The sequence below is a fragment of the Bifidobacterium saguinibicoloris genome, from assembly GCF_019331725.1.
GTDB lineage: Bacteria > Actinomycetota > Actinomycetes > Actinomycetales > Bifidobacteriaceae > Bifidobacterium > Bifidobacterium saguinibicoloris.
This window is the reverse complement of record NZ_JAHBBF010000004.1, coordinates 95,230-117,698: the sequence shown is the minus strand read 5'-3', so window position 1 is coordinate 117,698 and position 22,469 is coordinate 95,230. Positions and strand designations below refer to the sequence as shown.

Below are 22,469 nucleotides of genomic sequence, written 5' to 3'. Positions count from 1 at the left end.
TATCCGCCGTCCGTCGTCGTTCCGGCATGTTCCGGAACATCGCAGCCCGCCGTCCCGGCCCCCTCCGGGCGTTCCGGCAGGTGGGGCGCGCGACGCGCCGCGCGCTCGCCGTCTGCTGTTCGACCGTCATGACGCTGCCGCTCGTCTTCGCCGCGTTGGGCGTGCTGGCCGTCGCGCCGCAGCCGGCCGCCCGCGCCGACCAGATGGCGAACCCCGATTTCGTGGCGTTGCTGTCCGACTACGAGAAGAACTACTGGCAGGCGCCGAAGAACGCGAAGCAGGGAGGCAAGGTGCTCGACGCCGCCACCCTGCGGCGGGACGACGAACTCGTTCTCGCCATCAACCACCGCGGCGCCGAAGGCGCCGGCAAGGATGGGCTGACGCCGCAGCGCAAACGGGCCCTCGTGGACGCCGACCTCTATCCGAGGGAGACCATGCCGGACGCGCTCGGCCCCGTGCTCGGCACGTACATGCGTGAAGGCATCGACCAGCACAAGCTGGGACGCGTCGTCGAACTGTTCCGGTTCAACGTCGCCCCCACCTATCAGACGAAACGCGCCGCCATGCATCCGCGCCCCTACCTCGACCGGTCCATCAGCACGTTCGAGGGGACGAACGACCTCGCGGGGCTCCCCGCCAAGCTCGACATCCGCCAATCGCCCTCCTGGGGCGACCACATCCCCGGATACTCCACGCTGCAGAAGAACAGCTCGTATCCGTCCGGCCACACCACCGGCGCCTACTCGTGGGGCATCGCCCTGGCCGGCATGATCCCGGAACTCGCGCCGCAGATCATGGCGCGCGCCTCGGAGGCGGGCAACAACCGCATCCTGCTCGGCGTCCACTACCCGCTGGACATCATGGGCGGACGCATCGGCGCCTCCGCACAGAACGGACAATACTGGCACAACGAATTCGCCTCGTCCGTCCAGCCGGCGGCCGAACAGCTGCGCTCCTACCTCGCCGCGCGCTGCAGGGCCGATGGCCACGGCGACACGCTCGCCGCCTGCATCAGGAACCTCAAGGCCGGCTCCACCGGCGGCTATTCGAACGGCTTCCTCGACCCGGTCGCCACCGAACCGGTCAAGGGCCGGGCATCCGCCGTCCGCGTCTACACCGCGCGCATGACCTACGGATTCCCGCAGAACGAGGCCGAGAAAGGACACCCGTTCACCGCGCCGAAGGGCGCCGCCGACGTGCTGCGGCTCGCATACCCGCAGCTGCACGCCGACCAGCGGAACGCCATCCTCAAGGCCACCGCGCTCGACTCCGGCTACCCGTTGTGGAAGTCCAGCGAAGGTTGGCAGCGCATCAACTGGGCCAAGGCCCTGTGCGCACGCGTCACGCTCGACACGAACGGCGACGTCGCCAAGGTCGAGACCGCCGACGACGCGCGGGGTGCGGCGTTCGACGGTCCGACCGTCGTCAACGCGCAATACGCCGACCGCGGCGGCCATCCCGCCTCCGACGCGGTCGCCGGCGAGAACGACGCCGCATCCTCCGTCGGACCCGTCGCCGTCGCCGCCGTACGCAGGCGCGCGTTCGAAGGCGTCGCCGTCGGCGTGTGCGCCGCTTTGGCGGTGGTCGGCCTGCTGCGCGCGCGGGGGCGTCGCCGCGGCTGACGCGACGAGGGATGTGGACAGGCACATCGAATTCGGCAAGCGTTCAGCTTGCGGACCATCCGGCGTAACCCTCGTGAGCCCGCGCCTTCATCTGGGACCCATACCGTGGAACCGTACCAATGGCGTCAGGGAACGAAGGGAAGAGCCATGGGAATCCATCAACTGGGAAGTACGGCGGCGCGACGTCTGTTCGCGCTGCTGACGGCCGCCGCCACGCTCGGCGGGCTCGCCGTCGCCGGCGCGCCGGCCGCAGTAGCCGCGGACACGCAGCCGAGCGTCATCAACGAGGTGTTCGCCGGCGACACGATGACCGTCGACGCATGGCCGGGACTGCCCGACGTGACCGCCGTCGACGCCGAAGGCGAATTCGGCGCGAAGGGCCAGTCCGGCGACCACACGGACGGCAACCTGTCCGGACTCGTCTACGAGCAGGGCCGCAACGGCTCCTCCGACACGCTGTGGGCCGCCGACAACGACCTCAACCCCACGCTCGGAAACACGAGCGACAAAGGCCCCGGCTCCATCAACAAGTTCATCCAGGTGGACGGCGCATGGAAGCAGGACCCGTCCGACGGATGGACGTTCACGAAGAACGGCCAGACCAAGGGCGGCAAGCAGCTGCACTTCAAGGACGGCACGGGCGGCGTCGACTCCGAAGGCATCACGCTGATCCCCGGCGCCGACGGCAAACCGGACAGCACGAAGGGCGTGTTCATCGGCGCCGAACGCGACAACGAGCACAAGAAGACGCCGCGCCCGGCGATTCTCTCCTATGACGTCAACGCCGCGGCCACGGACACCAACGGCGACGGCGCGCAGGACCTCACCGCCACCCACGAATGGGATCTCACCGCCGCGCTGAGCCAGTTCGGCGTCACGCTCGAGAAGGGCGACGACGCCAACCTCGGCGTCGAGGGCGTCGCGTTCATCCCCGACGCCACCCTCACCGCGAAGGGCTTCCAGGCGAACCTCGACCCCGGCAACGTGCACGCCTACGACCCCAAGGGCACCGCCAACGACTACGGCGGCCTGTTCTTCGCCGCGCTCGAGAAGACCAATGCCATCTACGCCTTCGCGCTCGCCACCGTCGGCGGCCAGGACGCCGCCTACCCGGTGGCGTCGATCCCGCTGCCGCAGGCCGCGAAGAACGCCGGCTACGACGGTCCGCGCGACCTCGTCTGGGACGCCGAACACGACCGGCTGCTCGCCGAAGGAGACAACGACGACGGCACCGGCGCGAAGATCGGCGTCTACACGTTCGACGGCACGGGCGCGCTCGCGCTCACCAAGCTCATCGACACGCCCAAGGAGATCTCCGGACAGAACTCCGAAGGCTTCGCCATCACGCCCGACTCGTACGCGCAGACCGTCGCCGGGGGAGCAGCGGGCAAGACCTACAAGCCGGTGTTCTGGGCCGACGACGGCGTGACCGGCGGCCACTCGCTGCGCCAGGGCTGGCTTGAGGCCGGCGCTTCGGCCGATTCCGGCAAGACCGTCATCAACCTGCTCAACGTCAACGACTTCCACGGCCGCATCGACACGGGCCTGACCGTGCCGTTCGCCTCCACCGTGCAGAAGCTCAAGGGCGAATACCCCGACTCCTCGCTGTTCCTCGGCGCCGGCGACCTCATCGGCGCCTCGCTGTTCAACTCGTCCGTGCAGCTCGACCAGCCGAGCATCGACGTGCTCAACGCGCTCGACCTCAAGGCGTCCTCCGTGGGCAACCACGAGTTCGACAAAGGCTTCGCCGACCTCACCGACCGCGTCATCGGCAAGGACGGCGCGCGCAACGCCCAGTGGGACTACCTCGGCGCGAACGTCTACGACAAGGCCACCGGCAAGCCGGCCCTCAAGGAGTACAGCATCCAGGACGTGGACGGCGTGAAGGTCGGCGTCATCGGCGCCGTCACGCAGGAGACGCCCACGCTCGTCTCCCCGGACGGCGTCAAGAACCTCACCTTCGGCGACCCGGTCGAGGCCGTGAACCGCGTGGCCAAGCAGCTCACCGACGGCGACCCGTCCAACGGCGAGGCCGACGTGCTCGTGGCCGAATACCATGAGGGCGCCCCCGCCAACGAGGACGACAAGACCGGCAAGCCCACGCTCGACGAGCAGAAGGCCTCCAGCCCCGTCTTCAAGCACATCGTCGACGACACGGACGCGAAGGTCAACGCCATCTTCACCGCCCACACGCACATGAAGTACGCGTACACCGACCCGTCGAAGAACGGCCGCCCAATCATCCAGACCGGCAGCTACGCCGCGAACGTCGGCCAGGCCGTGCTCTCCTACGACAAGGCCTCCCGCAAGGTGAGCGTCGTCAAGTCCGGCAATGTGGCCGCCCCGGCCGTGCCGGACGGCACGGGCAAGGCCGACTTCGACCAGCAGCTCGCCGACGAGGACAAGACCGGCGTGACCGCCAAGGTCAAGGCGATCGTGGACGCCGCCGTGGCCAAGGGCACCGAGGAGGGCAACAAGAAGGTCGGCTCCGTCTCCGCGGACATCACCACCGCCTTCAAGGACGGCAAGCGCGATGACCGCGGCTCCGAATCCACGCTCGGCAACCTCGTCGCGGATTCGCTGCTCGACTCCCTGAAGGACAAGGACCGTGGCGGCGCCCAGATTGGCGTCGTCAACCCCGGCGGACTCAGGGCCGAACTGTGCAGGACCGGCGCGAACGCCTCCTGCCCGCTCGCCGCCGACGGCACCATCACCTACGCGCAGGCGAACGCCGTGCTGCCGTTCCTCAACAACCTGTGGACCACCACCCTCACCGGCGCGCAGTTCAAGGAGGCCTTGGAGCAGCAGTGGCAGACCACGACCGACGGCTCCACGCCGTCGCGCCCATACCTGCAGCTGGGGCTGTCCCACAACGTGTCCTACACGTACGATCCGGACGCCAAGCAGGGCCATCACATCACCTCGGTGACCGTCGACGGCAAGCCGCTCGACCCCAAGGCCGAATACCGCATCGGATCGTTCAGCTTCCTGCTGCAGGGCGGCGACAACTTCCGCGCCTTCGCCCAAGGCAAGGACACGAAGGACACCGGTCTGGTGGATCGTGACGCGTGGATCGCCTACATCGGCAAGAGTTCGCCCCTGAAGCCCCGTTACGACCGCCGCGCCGTGGCCGTGACCGGACTGCCGACCGCCGCGGTCAAGCCCGGCGACTCGTTCACGCTGAAGTTCTCGAAGCTCACGCTCACTTCGCTGGGCGTGCCCGCCGAGACGAAGCTCACCGCCACCATCGGCGGCGCGAAGGTCGGCGAGACCGACGTCGAAAACGGCGACACCGCGACGCTCACGGTGACCGTACCCGCCGACGCCAAGGCCGGCGACGTGACGCTCACCGTCACCGGCGCCACCGACGGCACGACCGTGACGATTCCGATCGCCGTGGGCGCAGGCTCCGGCACCGGAACGCCGCAGCAGTCCAAGCCGCAGCAGACCGGCGACGCCGGCCGGCCGAAGCAGCTGTCCCGCACCGGGTCGGCGGTCACCGTGGCCGTCGCCGTCATGGCGGTGCTCGCCGCCGCGGGCGTGACGCTCGCCAAGACGCGCCGCAGCCGCTGACCGGCGGCGCGATGCCGATTCCACCGACCCGTGCGGTCGCGACGCAGCCGCGCCGCGACCGCACGGGCCGTTCCGTATTCGCGTATGCAGGTGACGCCCGCTGGGGGCGTCTGCTGGGGCGTCCGCCGGGAACGTCCGCGGCATCGGACGTACGTGGCGGCGTACAATCGGGACCTATGGCCAAGGACGACATCAAGGACGACAGGAAGACCGGCAAGGGCGGCAAGGACAAGGACCGTGCGGAGACGGACAAGGCGACCCGCAAACGCGTCGACAAGGCGCTCGACGCCGCCGAGGCGCGGATCGGCATGATCGAGGAGAGCGGGACCGTGGCGGAACGGCTCGCCAACGCCGCCAAATCCAGCGAACTGCTCAGCGCCGTATGGTCGCTGCCGCCCGCGCAGCGGCTCATGTTCCACCACGGGGTGAACGTGGGGGAGATGGCCGCCGTCGGCGCGGGGGAGACGCCCGGGTTCGACGGCGACAAGTTGGACGGCGAACGGTTCATCGACCTGAGCTCGTCCGGCATCGCCCGCTACCAGCGGCTCATGTACGCCAACGGCGTGAAGGGGTCGCCGCGGCGGCTGCTCATCGTGCTGCAGGGCATGGACGCCTCGGGCAAGGGCGGCATCGTACGTCACGTGTTCCGGCAGGGCGACCCGATGGGCATCCACTACCACGGCTTCGGCAAACCCACCGAGGAGGAGGCCTCCCACGGGTTCCTGTGGCGCGTGGAACGGGAGCTGCCCGAACCGGGCTGGATCGGTGTGTTCGACCGTTCCCATTACGAGGACATCGTCATGCCGCATGTGTACGGCACGTTCCCCGAGGACGTGTGGCGTGCGCGCTACGACCTCGTCAACGCGTTCGAACGGAACCTCGTGGCCTCCGGGTGCTCGATCATCAAGATCTTCCTCGTCTCCAGCCGCGAGGAGCAGCGCAGGCATTTCCTCTCCCGGCTCGACGACCCCACGAAATACTGGAAGTTCGACGTATCCGACCTGGATGCGCGCGACCGTTGGGACGACTACATGGCCGCATGGCAGGAGGTGTTCGAACGGACGAGCACGCCGGAGGCGCCGTGGTATCTCGTTCCGGCGGACAACCGCTGGTATTCGAGGGCGGTCGTCTCCGAGCTGCTGCGCACCACGCTGAGGAACATGAACATGTCCTGGCCGCCGCTCGAGGCGGAAGTCGACCCCGACGAGGCGCGCCGCCGGTTGGGATAGTTACAGGTCCCGTTCCGGATTGCGCTGTGTGGTATCGGGGAGGTGACGGTGCGACGGGCGGGCGTCGGGAAGATCCATGGCGGGGATCAGCACGTTGTAGGCGAGGAAATCCCGAGAGAACGAGGAGTTCGGCGGTTCGCCCCTGCGCGCCGACCGTTCGCGCTCATGGTCGATGATGGACGGCGGCAGTGGGGACCAAGGGGCCGTGAGACGGTAGCGTCGACCCGGCGTTACACATGTCGTCGCCATGATGCGGCGGGACGTGCCGTCGCCCCAATGCAGATGACGGTAGACGCCTGCCAACGTGGCGATCCAGCGTCGGTCCTGTATGCCGTAGGCGGCTTGCGTGAAGGCGATGCATTGGAGATTGCGGTCGGCGGCGTGGAAGAGGTCGTCGATGTGCGATGACAGTGAACGCCATGTCGCGCCGTTGTCGATGAGCCGTTGGTCGATCGGACGGCGCAGTTCGGTGAGCAGGGCATGGAGCTCGTCCTCCGGAAGATGGTCGAATGGAGCCGAACGTTCGACGCGGATCGTGAACCCGGCCTTCCTCAGGCCTTCGGCGAACAGATCGAATCCCATGCTTCTGTCGCCGCGAAGCGCCTTGGCGAGCGACGATTTGTCGATGTCCATATGTTGGGCCAGCTCGGCCGTATTCCATCCCGTCTCGTCCACAATCGACCGCAGGATCCGCTTGGACGGTCGCACCTCGGTCTCGGACGTTGGTGCTTCGGTTGTTGACGTTGGTGCTTTCGATTGGTTTGTCATCATCGCATCCCCTCTATGCGCATATGGAGGGCGACCATGCCCCCCCCCCATACGTCGATTCTATCCCCGCTCCGCTTGAAGGAGCTTGGCGATTGGTCGTTGCTGATTCTTCGGGGGTGAGTGTTCTTTCGTGGTCGTGGCAAGCTGGTGTCCGATGGGACACCGTTTCGTTTGTGCGGGTGCGGGGCGTGCAGGCGGATATGCGGCGTGGTATGTGTGGCCGCGTGTACGTTGCGGCAGGATCACGTGCCGTGATGTGTCGGGGTTTTCGGCAGGGTGCGTGGTCGTGCCCGCAGGGTTATGACAGTCTGGTGTCCGATGGGACACCATCTCGTCCAATGGATGACGGGGCGGCGCGATTGCACCGGTGGCGCGGTGTGTGTCGGGTACGGCTGGATGCGCATATGGCCGGATGAAGCGGTGACCCAAGGTATTCATACTGCCAGTTCCTGCTTTAGGGTGGATGCGCGCATGGCCGGGTGGTGACGTGGGTTGGATGTGTGTATGGCTGGGTGGTGGCGTGGGTCGGATGTGCGTATGGCTGGGTGGGGCGACGTGGCTGAATTATGACGGTCGGCTGTGTGGTGGTGCCTGGTGTCTTATCGGACACCGGGTTGTCATGAGCCGTGATGGTTTTGCGTTCTGCCGCCGTGTGTCCGAGATTCTTTCCGGCTTCCTGTGATGCCGAGGATGGCCGGACCTCTTCTCCGTGGAGCCGAGAACCCTTCGGGGGTGCTCCTTTGTGGTAGGGGGTGTTTCATGTGACGGCGTGGTCGGGTGTGCCACGGTCGGTTTTTGCGGTAAAGCCGGTGTCTTATCGGACACCGGGTTGCCATCAGCCGTGACGTCCGTATGTGTTGCGGTCGGTCTGGAAAGATATGGGAGAAGGGCGGTGGCAGCATCTCGCCGCGAAGAAGCAGATATGTCGAGCGAGACGGAAGAAGCAGGCATGTTGAACGAGACAGAGGAAGCAGGTGAATTGGGCAAGAAGGAGAGGCGGGCGAGACGGAGAGGGGGCGGGTTGACCGCGGGTGGTGCGCTCCTGCGGCTAAGCTAGGAAACCATGACCGACGGGAAGGAATACGGCGACATGGGCCGCGACGATGCGAGGTACGACGTGATGGACGATGCGAAGTACGACATGAACGACAACATGAAGGACGATACGAACGGCGGTGCGGCATACGGCGATGCCGCACGCGACGCGACGCGCGAAGGAGCCGATGGCGCGGACACCACGGCCCGATACGGGTCGCTGGGACGGCTCGCCCCGGAATGGGACGGCGACGAACGGGAACGCAACCTCACGGCCGACGACATCTACGAACGCTTCTTCGGCTGGGTGACGGACGTCAAGGGCATCGAACCATGGCCCCACCAGGAGGAGGCCATCATGGACATCCTCGCCGGCGACCACGTGATCCTCAACACGCCCACCGGCTCCGGCAAGTCGCTGGTCGCGCTCGGCATGCACTTCGCTGCCCTGTGCACCGGCCGCCGCTCCTACTACACCGCACCCATCAAGGCGCTCGTCTCCGAGAAGTTCTTCGACCTCGTCGAGGTGTTCGGCCGCGACAACGTGGGCATGATCACCGGCGACAGCCACATCAACGCGGACGCGCCCATCATCTGCTGCACCGCGGAGATCCTCGCCAACCAGGCGCTGCGCGAAGGCGAGCACGCGGACATCGGCCTCGTCGCCATGGACGAATTCCACTACTACGGCGACCCGGAGCGTGGCTGGGCGTGGCAGGTGCCGCTGCTCACCCTCCCGCAGACCCAGTTCCTGCTCATGAGCGCCACGCTCGGCAACGTCGACGCCATCGCCGACAAACTCGCCGACCTCAACGACACGCCCGACGTGGACGTGATCGCCGACGCGCCCCGGCCCGTGCCCCTGAGCTACGAGTACACGCTCGACCCGTTGGAGAAGACCGTCGAACTCGCGTTCCGCAACGGCGAGACCCCCATCTACGTCGTCCACTTCTCCCAGGACGCGGCGCTCGAGACCGCGCAGGCGCTCGCCTCCACCGGCGTCTCCTCCAAGGAGCAGCGCACCGCCATCGCCGAGGCCATCAAGGGAGTGAAGTTCACCACCGCATTCGGCAAGATCCTCCAACGGCTCCTCAGGACCGGCGTCGGCATCCATCATGCCGGCATGCTGCCACGCTACCGCCGACTCGTCGAGCAGCTCGCCCAGCAGGGCCTGCTGCCGGTCATCTGCGGCACCGACACGCTCGGCGTCGGCATCAACGTGCCCATCCACTCCGTCGTGCTCACCGCCCTGACCAAGTTCGATGGCACCAAGATGCGCCGCCTCAAGGCCCGTGAATTCCATCAGATCGCCGGCCGCGCCGGCCGCATGGGCTTCGACACCGAAGGTCTCGTCATCGCCGAGGCGCCTGAGTACGAGATCGAGAACCAGAAGGCCATCGCCAAGGCCGGGGGAGACCCGAAGAAACTCAAGAAGGTCAAGCGCAAGAAGGCGCCCGAAGGCTTTGTCACGTGGAACCAGAACACGTTCGACAAGCTCATCGACGCCGCTCCCGAGACGCTCGTGCCGCACCTCAAGATCACCCACTCCATGGTGCTCAACGAGGTCGAACAGGGCGGCGACGCCCGCGCCCGCATCGACGACCTCATCGACGATTCCGCACAGACCCCCGATCAGAAGGAGAAGCTCCACCAGCGCGCCGACGAGATCTTCCAGACCCTGTTCGACACCGACGTCATCGAGGTCCTCGAAGGCCGCGACGGCGGCAGGGACTATGTGATGACGCTCGACGTGCCCGACGACTTCGCGCTCGACCAGCCGCTCTCGCCGTTCCTGCTCGCCGCGCTGGAACTGCTCGACCCCGAATCGGACACGTACGCGCTCGACGTGATCTCCATGGTCGAGGCCACGCTCGACGATCCCAAGCAAGTGCTGCGCGCCCAGGAGCGCGCCGCCCGGGACAAGGCCATGGCCGACATGAAGGCCGACGGCCTCGACTACGACGAGCGTATGGACCGTCTCCAGGAGATCACCTATCCGAAACCGTTGGAGGACATGCTCGACGCGGCGTTCGACCAGTACCGCCATGACGTGCCATGGGCCAACGACTACTGGCTGAGCCCCAAGTCGGTCGTGCGCGACATGGTCGAGACCGCCTCCGACTTCACCGGCTACATCGCCCGCTACAACATCGCCCGCTCCGAAGGTACGCTGCTGCGCTACCTGTCCGACGCGTACCGGGCGCTCGCCCGCACCGTGCCGCCGGAGAAGCGCGACGAACAGCTGGACGACATCATCGCCTGGCTGCGCGTGCTCGTGCGCTCCATCGACTCCTCGCTCGTCGACGAATGGGAGAACGCGGGTGCAGACGGCTCCACGGACGCCTCCGAGGCGGCCGCCTCGCTCGCCGCGCCGGGCGCGAGGAACGCGGTGGTCGAGGACCGCCGCGGCCTCACCGTGCTCGTGCGCAACGCCCTGTTCCGCCGTGTCCAGCTCATGGACCTCGACGATCCGGACGCGCTCGGCGCGCTCGACAAGGACTGGGGCTACGGCGTCCACGAATGGGAGGACGCGCTCGACGACTACTACGACGAGCACGAATACGTGAACACCGACGCGAAGGCCCGCTCCGCCGAGCTGTTCATGCTCGACGACGCCCACGAGAGGGACGAGCACACGTGGAAGGTGCGTCAGATCATCGACGACTCCGACGGCGACCATGACTGGGCCATCGAAGGCGTCGTCGACCTTGACGCCACGCAGGAGAGCGGCGAGGTCGTGTTCCTCGACTACGCCGTCGGCGACGGCGACTGACCGGTGACGACGGCGTGCGGCCGCAACGCCCGGCCGCATGATAGAACGGATGTTCGAATCGTGGGGTAGGCTGGAGCCATGACCGACCATGACCTGTTCGCGGCGTCCGACGCCCCCGAGGACGTGACCCGTCCGCTCGCCGTACGCATGCGCCCGCGCACGCTCGACGAGGTGATCGGACAGGGGCACGTGCTCGGCCCCGGCTCCCCGCTGCGCCGGCTCGCCAACCCGGCGAGCCGCGGCAGCCTCACCGCGCCCAGCTCCATCATCCTGTTCGGGCCTCCCGGCGTCGGCAAGACCACGCTCGCCACCATCGTGGCGCGTCAGTCCGGCCGCGTGTTCGAGGAGCTGTCCGCCGTGACCAGCGGCGTGAAGGACGTGCGCGCCGTGCTCGACCGCGCGCACGAACGCCTCGTCTCAGGCGGACAGGAGACCGTCCTGTTCATCGACGAGGTGCACCGCTTCTCCAAATCGCAGCAGGACGCGCTCCTGCCGGCCGTGGAGAACCGCGACGTCACGTTCATCGGCGCCACCACCGAGAACCCGAGCTTCTCCGTCATCAAACCGCTCCTGTCACGTTCCGTTGTCGTCAAACTCGAATCGCTGGAATCCGCGCAGCTCACCGAACTGGTCGAACGTGCCCTCACATCCGAACACGGCCTCAAAGGCGAGGTGAAGGCCACCGACGAAGCGGTCGCCGAAATCGTGCGGATGGCCGGCGGCGACGCGCGCAAGTCGCTCACCATCCTCGAGGCGGCCGCGGGCGCCGTCACCGGCGACAAGGCGCGCGAGAAGGGCAGACGCCGCCCGATCATCACGCCGGACGTCGTCTCCACCGTCATGGACGTGGCCACCGTGCGCTACGACAAGGACGGCGACGACCACTACGACGTGATCTCCGCGTTCATCAAATCGATGCGCGGAAGCGACCCGGACGCGGCCGTCCACTATCTCGCGCGCATGATCCGCGCCGGCGAGGACCCGCGGTTCATCGCCCGACGCATCATGATCGCCGCCGCCGAGGAGGTCGGCATGGCCGCCCCGCAGATTCTCCAGGTCACCGTCGCCGCCGCGCAGGCCGTGGCGCTCGTCGGCATGCCGGAAGCGCGCATCATCCTCGCCGAGGCGGCCATCGCCGTGGCCACCGCACCCAAGTCGAACGCCAGCTACAACGCCATCAACGAGGCGCTGGCGGATGTGGACGCCGGACACATCGGCGCCGTGCCCCTGTACCTGAGGAACGCGCCCACCAAGCTGATGAAGGAGTGGGGCAACCATGAGGGCTACAAGTACGCGCACGACTGGCCGGGCGCCGTGGCCCCGCAGGAGTATCTGCCCGAGGAGCTGCGTGGGCGGGAGTACTACCGGCCCAACGACCGCGGCTACGAGCATGAGGTGAGGCCGCGGCTGGAGAAGATCCGCAGGATCCTTCACGAGGGGGAGTGACGCTGCCGGGACGGAGCCGTCCCCCGGCTTGATTGTCCACCATGATTGGCTAAGGTATCCGGTTGGTGAGGGCGGATGCGGGCCGCCGGCATGTGCAGGCCCGTCGAGACAAGGCGCCCGAACGGTTGGCAAACCACATTCCGCACGATTCATGACGCATGTGGTCGCCACCATGCGACCGGCCGTCATGACGAGGTTGAAGACAGGAAACGGAAGCACGCATGGAATCGCCTACAACGCATCAGACAGCGCATCGCACGGACCGCGAACGCGTCGCGCGGACCGCGGACGGACAGGGCGCCCCCGCAGCACAGCCGGACGAGCGCATCCCGCTGCACCTCATCGGCTCGATCGTCGCCGTCGGATCGCTCGCGTTCGTCGGCATCCTCACCGAAACCGTCATGACCGTGCTGTTCCCGCAGCTCATGCGTGAATTCCACGTGGATACGGCCACCGTGCAATGGATCACCACGATCTATCTGCTCGTCGTCGCGGCGACGATGCCGCTCTCGTCGTTCCTCAACCGGCGGTTCAGGCTGCGCTCGCTGTTCGTCGCCGCCGTGGCGTTGGCCGTGCTCGGCTCGCTGCTGATGATCGTCGGCCACGCGTTCCCGCTGATCCTGGTCGCGCGCGTGATCCAGGGCGTCGGCTCGGGCGTCGCCACGCCGCTGATGATGAACATCATCCTCCAGCAGTCGCCGCGCTCCAAGGTCGGCCGTCTCATGGGCGTGGGCTCCCTGGTGATCACCGTGGCGCCGGCCATCGGACCGACCGTCGGCGGCGCGATCGCCAGCGTGCTGCCGTGGCGTGCGATTTTCGTCATCGTCATCCCGATCGTGCTGTTCGTCTCCCTGCCGGTCGGCCTGAAATGCATCCGTCAGACCAGCCCCACCGAGGAGGCGCGGCTCAATCCGCTGCAGTTCGTCGCCATCGTGCTCGCCCTGTGCGGGCTGATCTTCGCGCTCAATCAGGCCGGCGTGGCGGTCGGCGAGGCCGTGTCCGGCGGTTCCGGCGCGGTGCGCTCTGGGATCCTGGCGGTGGTGAGCCTGATCGTCGGCGTCGGCTCCCTGCTGTTCTTCGGCTGGTCGTCGAAGCGTTCGTTCTCCCCGCTGATCCGTCTGGGCTGGCTGCGTGACCCGGTGGTGCGGCTGCATCTGCTGCCGTACCTGCTCATGCCGATCATCGGCATCGGCTTCGGCTACGTGGTCACCAACGTGGCGCAGCTGTCGCTCGGCACGACGGCGTTCACGGCCGGCGCGCTCGTGCTGCCGGGCGCGCTCATCGGCGCGTTCTTCGCCCCCGTGGGCGGCATGCTGTACGACCGGTTCGGCGCGCCCCGTCCGGTGCTCGCCGCGATCGGCACGGCCACGCTCGGTCCCGTCCTACTGCTCGTTTTCTCGATGCATCTGACGCCCGCGCTGTTGTCCGGCTTCTACTTCATCTTCGGCCTGTGCTATTCGCTCGGCTATTCGAATATCATGGCCAGCGCGTTGGGCGGCATCGACCATGAGTTCACACCGGACGGCAACGCCGTGTTCCAGACCTCGCTGCAGTTCGGTGGCGCCGTGGGCACCGCCCTGTTCTCCACGATCCTCGGCGTGGCGCAGGCCGGCGCCGGCGAGGAGGGGACGGCCGCGTTCCGCCATGCCACCGCGGTGGGCGGCGCGTGGGTGTTCGCCGTGATGATCGTGATCTGCGTGGTCTCGATCGTCTCGTTGGTCGCCGCGTTCCGCATCCGTTCGTCGCGTGCGGTGCGCGCGGCGCGGTAGACGGGTCGGCTCCGGCCCGTCTACGGGCCTTGTTCGCCGCCGATATGATGAAGCCCCGCAGGGACCGTCCGGTCCGTGCGGGGCTTCATCCGTCCATGCCGTTTCAAGCCGGCCGGGGCCGGCATGCGGCCATGGATGGAACGTCAATCCTGCAGTTCGTAGCCGTTGGCGTCCTTGTGCATGGGGGTGCCGGGCTTGCTGCACAGAATCATGATGCCTTCGACCAGTCCCCAGATGGAGGCGGCCAGCGGGCCGATGAGGATGATCCAGCCGATGAGGGTGAGCAGCAGCTGGGCGACGGCCTTGCCGGTGTAGCCCAGATAGAAGTTGTGCACGCCGAGCGAGCCGAGGAAAATGCCGAGCAGGCCGGCGGCCATCTTGGACTTGGTGCCGACGGCCATCTGGCCGTATCCCGCGGTGGCGTAGCCCGGGGCTGCGGGCGTGCCGTAGGCTCCCGCGGCGGGCGCGCCGTAGGCGGGGGCTCCGTACGCGCCGGGCGCGGGCTGCTGGGCTGGGGCGCCGTACTGCGGTTGGGTGGGGGAGCCGTATGCGCCGGCGGGTGCGCCGTATGCGGGCTGCGTGGCTCCGTAGGGGGCCTGGGTCTGGGCGCCGTACTGCGGTTGGGCTGGGGCGCCGTATGCGGCGTTCGCCGCCGGCTGGCCCGGGGTGCCGTACGTGGGGGCCTGCGTGGCGCCGTACTGCGGTTGGGGCTGGGCGCCGTAGGCCTGGGCCTGCTGTTCGCCGTACGCGGGCTGCGTGGCTCCGTACGCGCCGGCCGCGGGCTGCGGCTCGGCCGGTGCGGCGGCTGTGGCCGGTTCGGTGGCCGGGGCGGCGGGCGCGGCCGGTTCCGCGGCGGTGGTCTGTTCGACGTGTTCGGCGACGGCGTCACTGCCGTACGGTGCCTGCGCGGCGTTCGGATCGACGCCGGCGGGGGTGATTGTTGGTTCCGTCATGAGAATTCCCTTCTACGATGAATGTACCCAGTCCCATCATTGCACATTTCGGCCCCGAATGCACGAAATCCTCCTGTCCTGCGGCCCATCGAGCCGCAGGACAGGAGGATTTCACGGCATGCCCGTCCCGCGCGGAGGCTACTCGCGCACGAGGCGGATGTGCTCCACGTCCTTGCGCTTGGAGGCGCGGTACAGGGTGAACCGGTTGCCGATGGTCTGCACCACCTGCGCGCCGAGCTGGCCGGCCAGGTTCTCCGCGGCCTCCTTGGCGTCGAGGCCGGAGCCGTCCTGGATGCTGAACTTGACGAGCTCGCGCTTCTCGAGGGTCTCGCTCGCCTGCTTGACGAGCGCGTCGGTGATGTCGTTCTTGCCTACGCTGATGAGCGGCTTGAGGCTGTTGGCCATGCCGCGCAGCTGACGGGTCTGCTTCTTGGTGAGTGTCGTCGCCATGGGGCGTCCGTTCCTTTCCTTTTGGGTGTTCCGTGCGGCGTCTCGCGGCGCCGCGTCGTTCATATCCTTATTGCGTTCCTCCGTCCGTATTGTATCGGGACGGGTGCGATGCGACATACGGCGCGATGCGCCGCGACGGTTCAGGCGAGCGCCTTCTTGATGCGGTTGAGGCTCGCAGGCTTCGGGGTGCCGAGCTCCTGGGCCCACAGGCTCACGTAGAACTCCTCGAGCATCCACCGGGCCGTGACGGCCTTCCCCATCAGACGTTCGTGCGAGGGGCCCGCCGGTTCGGCCTTGGCTTTGGCCATCGCCTTGTCGACGAGCCGTCTCGCCTCGTCGGCCTCCCACGCCCATCGCACGTCACGGTTCTTGTCCTGCTTGGCCTTGTTCAGACGCATGAGGTCCGCGTGGAGGTAGCGTTCGATGGACTTCAGCGATGCCGGGGGAGCGGCGCCGATGAATCCGGGGAACACGAGCGTGGCGATGTGCTCGCGGATCGACTGGAGCACGGAGAGCATCGGCAGGTCCGCCTTGCCGGAGACCGCCTTGTCGACCTCCGCGTAGCGTTTGAGAATCGCGATCACGTCGTGCGCGACGGCGTACACAGTGTCCTCGTACACTTCGCGCACGTCGAGCACGGCGTTCGCGAGGGCCTCGTCGTCGGGCAGCTTGTCGACGTCCGGCAGCAGACGCTTGACGGCGGCGAGCTGCAGGTCCTCGACGAGGTCCTTCGTGGACTTGTATGGGGCGGAGGCGAGCATCAGCGCCTCGGCGCCGAGCCAGCGCGACGAGACGCGGTCCGATGGCAGCCGCAGCGCGTCCAACGCGCCGCGCCAGAGCATCGAGGCGCGCGATTCGGTGGTCGCGCCCGCCTTGTGCAGCAGGTCGGCGCGCTGGACGAGCTTGCCCGCGTCGCCGGCCTGATCGGCCTGCTTGCGCACCATCTTCCTCGCCGAGGCCTTCGCCTCCTCGGCGAACCGCACCTGCAGGGCCTTGAGGTCCTTGGAGCGGCCGAACGTCTTGACCTGCGCCCTGCCGCGGCGTCCGGGCCTGCCGTGTCCGGCCGCGCGCTCCTCGACGACGAACGTCATCCTGAGGTACGGCTGGAGGCGTTCGACGAGCTCCGGGCCCAGCACCTCCGGGTGGATCTGCGCGCCCAGGACGGCGATGGCCGCCTGCGTGAACACGTGGGCCAGGTCCGGCCATGCGGCCGCGTCGTCCGGCGGCGTGTTCGGCCTGCGCATGTCGCCCGAGCCGGGCAGGTCCGGGTAGTGTTCGTCGATCCACGCGCGGATCTTCCGCGCGGCGTCCGGCGCGGGCACGAACTGCACGCGCAGCTGCTTGGGCAGCGCCTTGATCATCGCGAGGATCAGCTCGTCCAGCAGACCCGGCACGTTCCAGGTGAACTGGTCGGGCAGGATGCGCGAGAGCGCCTTCATCGGCACGTGCACGGTCACGCCGTCGTTCTCGTCCGAGGGATCGTAGACGTAGCTGAGCCTGAGGTCGATGGGCTGACCGTCCGTGCCGAGCGTATGCCAGTGGTCGGGATAGTCGTCGAGGCTCACCGCGTCGGCCGACTGGAGACGCTCGACCTTCGAGGGGTCGAAGTCCAGCAGTTTCGGGTTCTCGTCATGGACGTCCTTCCACCATTTCGCGAGGGCGGCCACGGAGGTCACGTCGTTCGGGACGACGGCGTTGTAGAAGTCGAACAGGTCCTCGTCGGAGACGGTCTCGGCGATTTGGCGCGTGCGGTTCGCGTCGTCCGCGGCCTCCTCGAGAAGCTTCAGGTTCCGCGTGACGAAGTCGTCGTAGCTGAACCGTTGCTGGATGTCGCCCTCCAGGAGCCCCTGGCGGATGAGGAAGTCGCGCGCCTCCGGCGGATTGATGCGCCCCCACTGCACGGTGCGGTCCTGCACGATCGGCAGGCCGTACAGGAGCACGCGCGCCGTGGCGACGGCCGATCCGCGCGAACCGGACCAGTGCGGTTCGGCGTACGTGGTGCGGGTGAGCGTGCCGGCCAACGGCTCGGCCCACGCCGGGTCGATGGCCGCCGAATAGCGGGCCCACAGGCGCGATGTCTCCACCAGTTCGGTCGACATGACCCAGCTCGGCGTGGTCTTGGCCACGGCCGAGGCGGGGAACAGCGCGAAATGCGTGCCGCGTGCGCCGAGATAGTCGTTCTTCGACATCTTCTGCGCGCGTTTGAGGGCCTTCGCCCTCGCCGCACCCTTGAGGTTCGCGTAGTCGGAGGCCTTCGGCTCGCGGATGACCTGCATGCCCATCATGGACAGCAGTCCGGCGAGCATCGACTTGTGGATGCCGTCCGCGTCCCACGCGCAGCACAGGGAGTGCGCCGCCTGCTGGTTGATGGGAAGCTGGCGGATCTCCAATCCGGCGCGCGTGGAGGGCAGCGGGTCGCCCACCTTGAACTTCATCTCGCGGCACATCTGCCTCAGCTGCGCGACGAGGTCCTTCCACTGGCGCATCCTGAGCCAGCTGAAGTACTCGGTCTTGCAGATGCGGCGCAGCGCGTTGTTGCTCGGCTCGCCGTCCGCCTGGAACACGCGGTCCCAGATGTTCAGGGCCGTCAGGTAGTCGCTGGTCTGGTCGGCGTAGCGGTTGTGGATGCGGTCCGCCTCCTCGCGCTTGTCGTCCGGGCGTTCGCGCGGGTCCTGCAGGCTCAGGAACGCGACGACGACCAGGACCGCGGCCAGCGTGTTCGGCGACGCGGTCCGCGCCGCCTCGATGACCATGCGGCCGAGGCGCACGTCGATGGGGATGCGCGCGAGCTGCCGTCCGATGTGCGTGAGGGTCACCTCGCCGCGATGCCGGGCCACGGCCTTGAGCTCGGTGAGCTCGTTGAAGCCGTCGGAGACGGCCTTCATGTCCGGCGGGTCGATGAAGCCGAAGTGCGTCACGTCCTCGGCGGTGCGGGCCACGCCCACGGAGAGCATGTGGAGGACCACCGCGCCCAGCGAGGTGCGGAGGATCTCCGGCTCGGTGAAGCGGGGGCGCGTCTCGTAGTCCTCGCGCGAGTACAGGCGGATCGCGATACCGTCCGCCACGCGGCCGCATCGGCCGGAGCGCTGGTCGGCGCTCGCCTGGCTGATCGGCTCGATGGGAAGCCGCTGCACCTTCGCGGTCTTCGAATAGCGGGAGATGCGCGCGTTGCCCGGGTCCACCACGTAGCGGATGCCCGGCACGGTCAGCGACGTCTCGGCCACGTTCGTGGCGATGACGATGCGCTGGTGCGTATGCGATTCGAACACCTTGTGCTGGTCCGCGGCGGACAGGCGGGCGAACAGCGGCATGATCTCGATGGCGTCGGGCCGGCGCATGTCATCGACGCGCGGGCCGTAATGGTGCCGCAGCGCCGCCTCGAACTCGTGGATGTCGCGTTCGCCCGAGGCGAACACGAGGATGTCGCGTGGCCCCCGTTCGTGCGAGGAGTGGATGACGAGTTCGGCGCAGGCGCGTGCCACGGCCGTCGGCATGTCGGTGATCGCGTCCTCCTCGTAGGACGCGTTGCGGTTGGATCCGCGGCCGCGCGGCCCGTCGGAGCCGTCGTCGGCGATCGCGTTCGCCAGCTCCTCGTAGCCGGCGTCGCCGGGGCGGGCGCCCGTCGCGAAGCCCGGCACCTCGCGCATGAGCGCGGGGGCGGTGCCGAGCGGCTCGTAGACGACCTGCACCGGATAGGTGCGGCCGGACACCTCGATGACCGGCACCTTCTCGTGCAGCGCGTCCTCGAAATGCCGCTGGAACTTCTCCGAATCGATGGTGGCGGAGGTGATGACGAGCTTCAGGTCTCGGCGCCTCGGCAGCAGCGCCGTGAGGTATCCGAGCAGGAAGTCGATGTTGAGGCTGCGTTCGTGCGCCTCGTCGATGATGATGGTGTCATAGCGGCTCAGCTGCGGGTCGCGCTGGATTTGGGCGAGCAGGATGCCGTCCGTCACCACCCGCAGGCGGGTGTTCGGCGAGCTTTCGTCGGTGAAGCGCACCTGATAGCCGATCTCGTCGCCGAGGCGCACGCCCATCTCGGAGGCGATGCGTTCGGCCACCGTGCGCGCCGCGATGCGCCGCGGCTGCGTGTGCACGATCTGCCGGCCGTGCGTGCCGCGGCCGATCTCGAGCAGGATCTTCGGTAGCTGCGTGGTCTTGCCCGAACCGGTCTGTCCGGAGACGATCACCACCTGCGAGGAACGGACGGCCCGCGCGATGTCGTCGCGCGCGGCGGAGACCGGCAGTTCGGACGGATATTCGAAACGCATTCCCTTGACTTCCCGCCCCTGTCCGTCATCCGGCGCCGGGGCTGTGGCGGGCCCTCCGCCCGCCTGGACATTACTGGTTATTTCGCAAAACCTCAATGATACGGAAGCCCTTGGAGCTTGCGTACTTGGAGACCTCGAACCCTTCGCCGAGCGCGTCCGCCAGCCAGGGGATGAGCGAATCGGAGCCGAGGTTCCGCTGGACCACCAGATAGGCCGCGCCGCCCGTCCTCAGGCGCGGCAGCCACGTCATGAGCAGCGTGTGCAGCGCCTCCTTGCCGATGCGGATCGGCGGGTTGGACCAGATCACGTCGAACGTCAGGTCCGCGGGCATCGTCTCGCATGCGCCGCCGGGCTGGTCGGCGAGCGGCGCGCCCTGCGCGTCGGTCGCGGTCACATGCACGTTCGCGGCGCCGTTGCTGCGTGTGTTCCCCGCGGTGAGCTCCAACGCGCGTTCGTTGACGTCCACCGCCCACACGTCCAGTCCGGGGGCCTCGAGCGCGAGCGCGAGGGCGATGGGTCCCCAGCCGCAGCCGATGTCGAGCGCCGCGCCCGTCTCCGGGGGTTCGGGTGCGTGACGGAGCAGCACCGACGTGCCTAGGTCCAGGCGCGATCCGGAGAACACGCCGTTGGACGTCTCCATGTCCGCGTCGTGCCCGCGCAGCGTGACGTGCAGCGTGCGGCGCACGTCCTTCGATGATGGTTCCGCGGAGAAATACTGTTCCGCCATGATGGGCCTCCCGCCGTTCGTCGTCCTTCGCCGTGCACGGCCGGGCGGCCATGTCACCTCAATGATGATAATAAGGAACGTCAATCGAACCGCGCACAGCGACGCACAGTGAGGAATGGGAGTGCCTTTGACCCGCAACGCCGAAACCATGGGGGAGTCCAGCGAGGGGATGACGTCGATGGACGGCGGCGTGCTCGCCGAATCGTCCGACGTCCTGCTCGACCAGGGCGACAGGGAGCGGAGCGTCGAGCGGCATGACGAGGCGTGGCAGGAGCGTGAGTCGCGCAACCAGTTGAAGCACGTCGCGGGTCTCGGTGAACTCAAGGACGTCACCGAGGTCGAATACCGCAAGGTGCGTCTCGAACGCGTCGTGCTCGTGGGCGTCTGGTCCTCGGCCGTCACCACGCAGGCCAAGGCGGAGGAGTCGCTGCGCGAGCTCGCGGCGCTCGCCGAGACCGCCGGCGCCGAGGTGTGCGACGGTCTGCTCCAGCATCGTCTCAAGCCGGACGCCGCCACGTACGTGGGCTCCGGCAAGGCGCGCGAGATCGCCGACATCGTGGCCCGCGAGGAGGCGGACACCATCGTCGTCGACGACGACCTGCCGCCGAGCCAGCGTCGCGGATTGGAGGATGCGGCCAAGGTGAAGGTCGTCGACCGCACCGCCGTCATCCTCGACATCTTCGCCCAGCATGCCACCAGCCGTGAGGGCAAGGCGCAGGTGGAGCTGGCGCAGCTCGAGTACATGCTGCCGAGGCTGCGCGGCTGGGGCGGGTCCCTGTCGCGTCAGGCGGGCGGCCGCGCCGCCGGCGCGGACGGCGGCATCGGCTCGCGTGGCCCGGGCGAGACGAAGATCGAGATGGACCGTCGCGTCATCCGCACGCGCATCGCCCGCCTCAAACGCCAGATCCGCGAGATGGCGCCGGCGCGCGAGGTCAAACGCGGCTCGCGCCGCCGCTACGGCCTGCCCACCATCGCCGTCGTCGGCTACACGAACGCGGGCAAGTCGTCGCTCACCAACCGTCTCACCGGATCGGCGGAGCTTGTCGAGAACGCGCTGTTCGCCACGCTCGACACGGCCGTGCGCCGTGCGAAGGCGCACGACGGGCGTCTCTACGCGTACGTCGACACCGTCGGGTTCGTGCGCAGGCTGCCCACGCAGCTCGTCGAGGCGTTCAAATCCACGCTGGAGGAGGTGGCGGAGGCGGACGTCATCCTGCACGTCGTCGACGCCTCGCATCCGGACCCGTTCTCCCAGATCGACGCGGTCAACGAGGTGCTCGCCGACATCCGCGGCGCCGAGTCGATCCCGCGCATCCTCGCGTTCAACAAGACCGACCTGTGCGACGACGCCACGCTGCGTCGCCTCGCCGCGCTCGAACCGGACGCGCATCTCGTGTCCGCCTACTCGGGCGAGGGCGTGGACGGGCTGCGCGGCGCCGTGGAGGCTCTGCTGCCGGTGCCCGGCGTGCACGTGGAGGCGCTGCTGCCGTACACGGCCGGCGCGCTGCTGTCTCGCGTGCGCGAGTACGGGAACGTCGGGACGATCGAGTGGCGCGACGACGGCGTGTGGCTCGTGGCCGACGTCGACGCCCGTCTCGCCGCGGCCGTCGTGGACGAGGCCATCGGCTGAGCGTGGACGCGGCGGTCCGGCGGTCTGGTCCGCGCGTCCGTCCGCGCATCTGTCCTCGGACCGGTATGTGAGGTTGGTCACACTTTGGCGACGCGGTGATTGTGAGCGATAACAACCCAATGGCCGCAATGGTTTAGACGTCGCGCCCATGTTGCCGTGGTCAGGTTGTGGGAGTACATTGGTCACTGTTGGTTGAATGACGTCCCCGGCGAGGAACCGGGGCGTC

At 68.0% G+C, this 22,469-nt stretch carries 12 protein-coding genes; 7 read left to right on the top strand and 5 right to left on the bottom strand.

All coding sequences use genetic code 11. The features are described 5' to 3' along the window. Window positions 1-128 precede the first annotated feature (128 nt). The 3 genes from KIH78_RS04210 (at window position 129) to KIH78_RS04200 (ending at window position 6,424) form a co-directional block, all read left to right on the top strand. The gene (locus KIH78_RS04210) at window positions 129-1,622 is read left to right on the top strand and encodes an acid phosphatase (RefSeq protein WP_219131467.1); all 1,494 of its coding nucleotides are present in this window, start codon (window positions 129-131) and stop codon (window positions 1,620-1,622) included. Window positions 1,623-1,769: 147 nt separating this feature from the next. After that, window positions 1,770-5,195, top strand: coding sequence for a 5'-nucleotidase C-terminal domain-containing protein (locus KIH78_RS04205; RefSeq protein ID WP_219131399.1), 3,426 nt, complete (start codon window positions 1,770-1,772; stop codon window positions 5,193-5,195). A 176-nt stretch (window positions 5,196-5,371) separates the two neighbouring features. Next, complete coding sequence (locus tag KIH78_RS04200; protein WP_219131398.1) at window positions 5,372-6,424, top strand: PPK2 family polyphosphate kinase; 1,053 nt, start codon at window positions 5,372-5,374, stop codon at window positions 6,422-6,424. On the opposite strand, the gene KIH78_RS04195 is transcribed toward KIH78_RS04200, so the two are convergent. Beyond that, complete coding sequence (locus tag KIH78_RS04195; protein WP_219131397.1) at window positions 6,425-7,057, bottom strand: hypothetical protein; 633 nt, start codon at window positions 7,055-7,057, stop codon at window positions 6,425-6,427. A 1,198-nt stretch (window positions 7,058-8,255) separates the two neighbouring features. Here KIH78_RS04195 and KIH78_RS04190 point away from each other — a divergent pair. From KIH78_RS04190 to KIH78_RS04180, 3 genes are all read left to right on the top strand, one after another. Then, the gene (locus KIH78_RS04190; RefSeq protein ID WP_236034402.1) at window positions 8,256-11,000 is read left to right on the top strand and encodes a DEAD/DEAH box helicase; all 2,745 of its coding nucleotides are present in this window, start codon (window positions 8,256-8,258) and stop codon (window positions 10,998-11,000) included. A 78-nt stretch (window positions 11,001-11,078) separates the two neighbouring features. Then, window positions 11,079-12,446 carry a replication-associated recombination protein A gene (locus KIH78_RS04185; RefSeq protein ID WP_219131396.1) on the top strand — a complete coding sequence of 456 codons (1,368 nt, stop codon included), beginning with the start codon at window positions 11,079-11,081 and terminating at the stop codon, window positions 12,444-12,446. A 221-nt stretch (window positions 12,447-12,667) separates the two neighbouring features. Then, window positions 12,668-14,215, top strand: a complete 1,548-nt coding sequence (locus tag KIH78_RS04180) for an MDR family MFS transporter (protein ID WP_219131395.1) — start codon at window positions 12,668-12,670, stop codon at window positions 14,213-14,215. Window positions 14,216-14,358: 143 nt separating this feature from the next. Here KIH78_RS04180 and KIH78_RS04175 read toward each other — a convergent pair whose 3' ends face one another. From KIH78_RS04175 to KIH78_RS04160, 4 genes are all read right to left on the bottom strand, one after another. Then, complete coding sequence (locus KIH78_RS04175; RefSeq protein WP_219131394.1) at window positions 14,359-15,168, bottom strand: TM2 domain-containing protein; 810 nt, start codon at window positions 15,166-15,168, stop codon at window positions 14,359-14,361. Window positions 15,169-15,306: 138 nt separating this feature from the next. Continuing rightward, complete coding sequence (locus tag KIH78_RS04170) at window positions 15,307-15,618, bottom strand: YhbY family RNA-binding protein (protein WP_214311006.1); 312 nt, start codon at window positions 15,616-15,618, stop codon at window positions 15,307-15,309. Between the two features lie 140 nt (window positions 15,619-15,758). Then, window positions 15,759-19,886 carry a DUF3418 domain-containing protein gene (locus KIH78_RS04165; protein WP_219131393.1) on the bottom strand — a complete coding sequence of 1,376 codons (4,128 nt, stop codon included), beginning with the start codon at window positions 19,884-19,886 and terminating at the stop codon, window positions 15,759-15,761. Between the two features lie 70 nt (window positions 19,887-19,956). Continuing rightward, entirely contained in the window at window positions 19,957-20,613 is a 657-nt protein-coding gene (locus tag KIH78_RS04160; protein WP_219131392.1) for a class I SAM-dependent methyltransferase, read from the bottom strand. Window positions 20,614-20,761: 148 nt separating this feature from the next. Here KIH78_RS04160 and hflX point away from each other — a divergent pair, with 148 nt between their 5' ends. Then, window positions 20,762-22,243 carry a GTPase HflX gene (hflX, locus tag KIH78_RS04155; RefSeq protein ID WP_236034416.1) on the top strand — a complete coding sequence of 494 codons (1,482 nt, stop codon included), beginning with the start codon at window positions 20,762-20,764 and terminating at the stop codon, window positions 22,241-22,243. Window positions 22,244-22,469 lie beyond the last annotated feature (226 nt).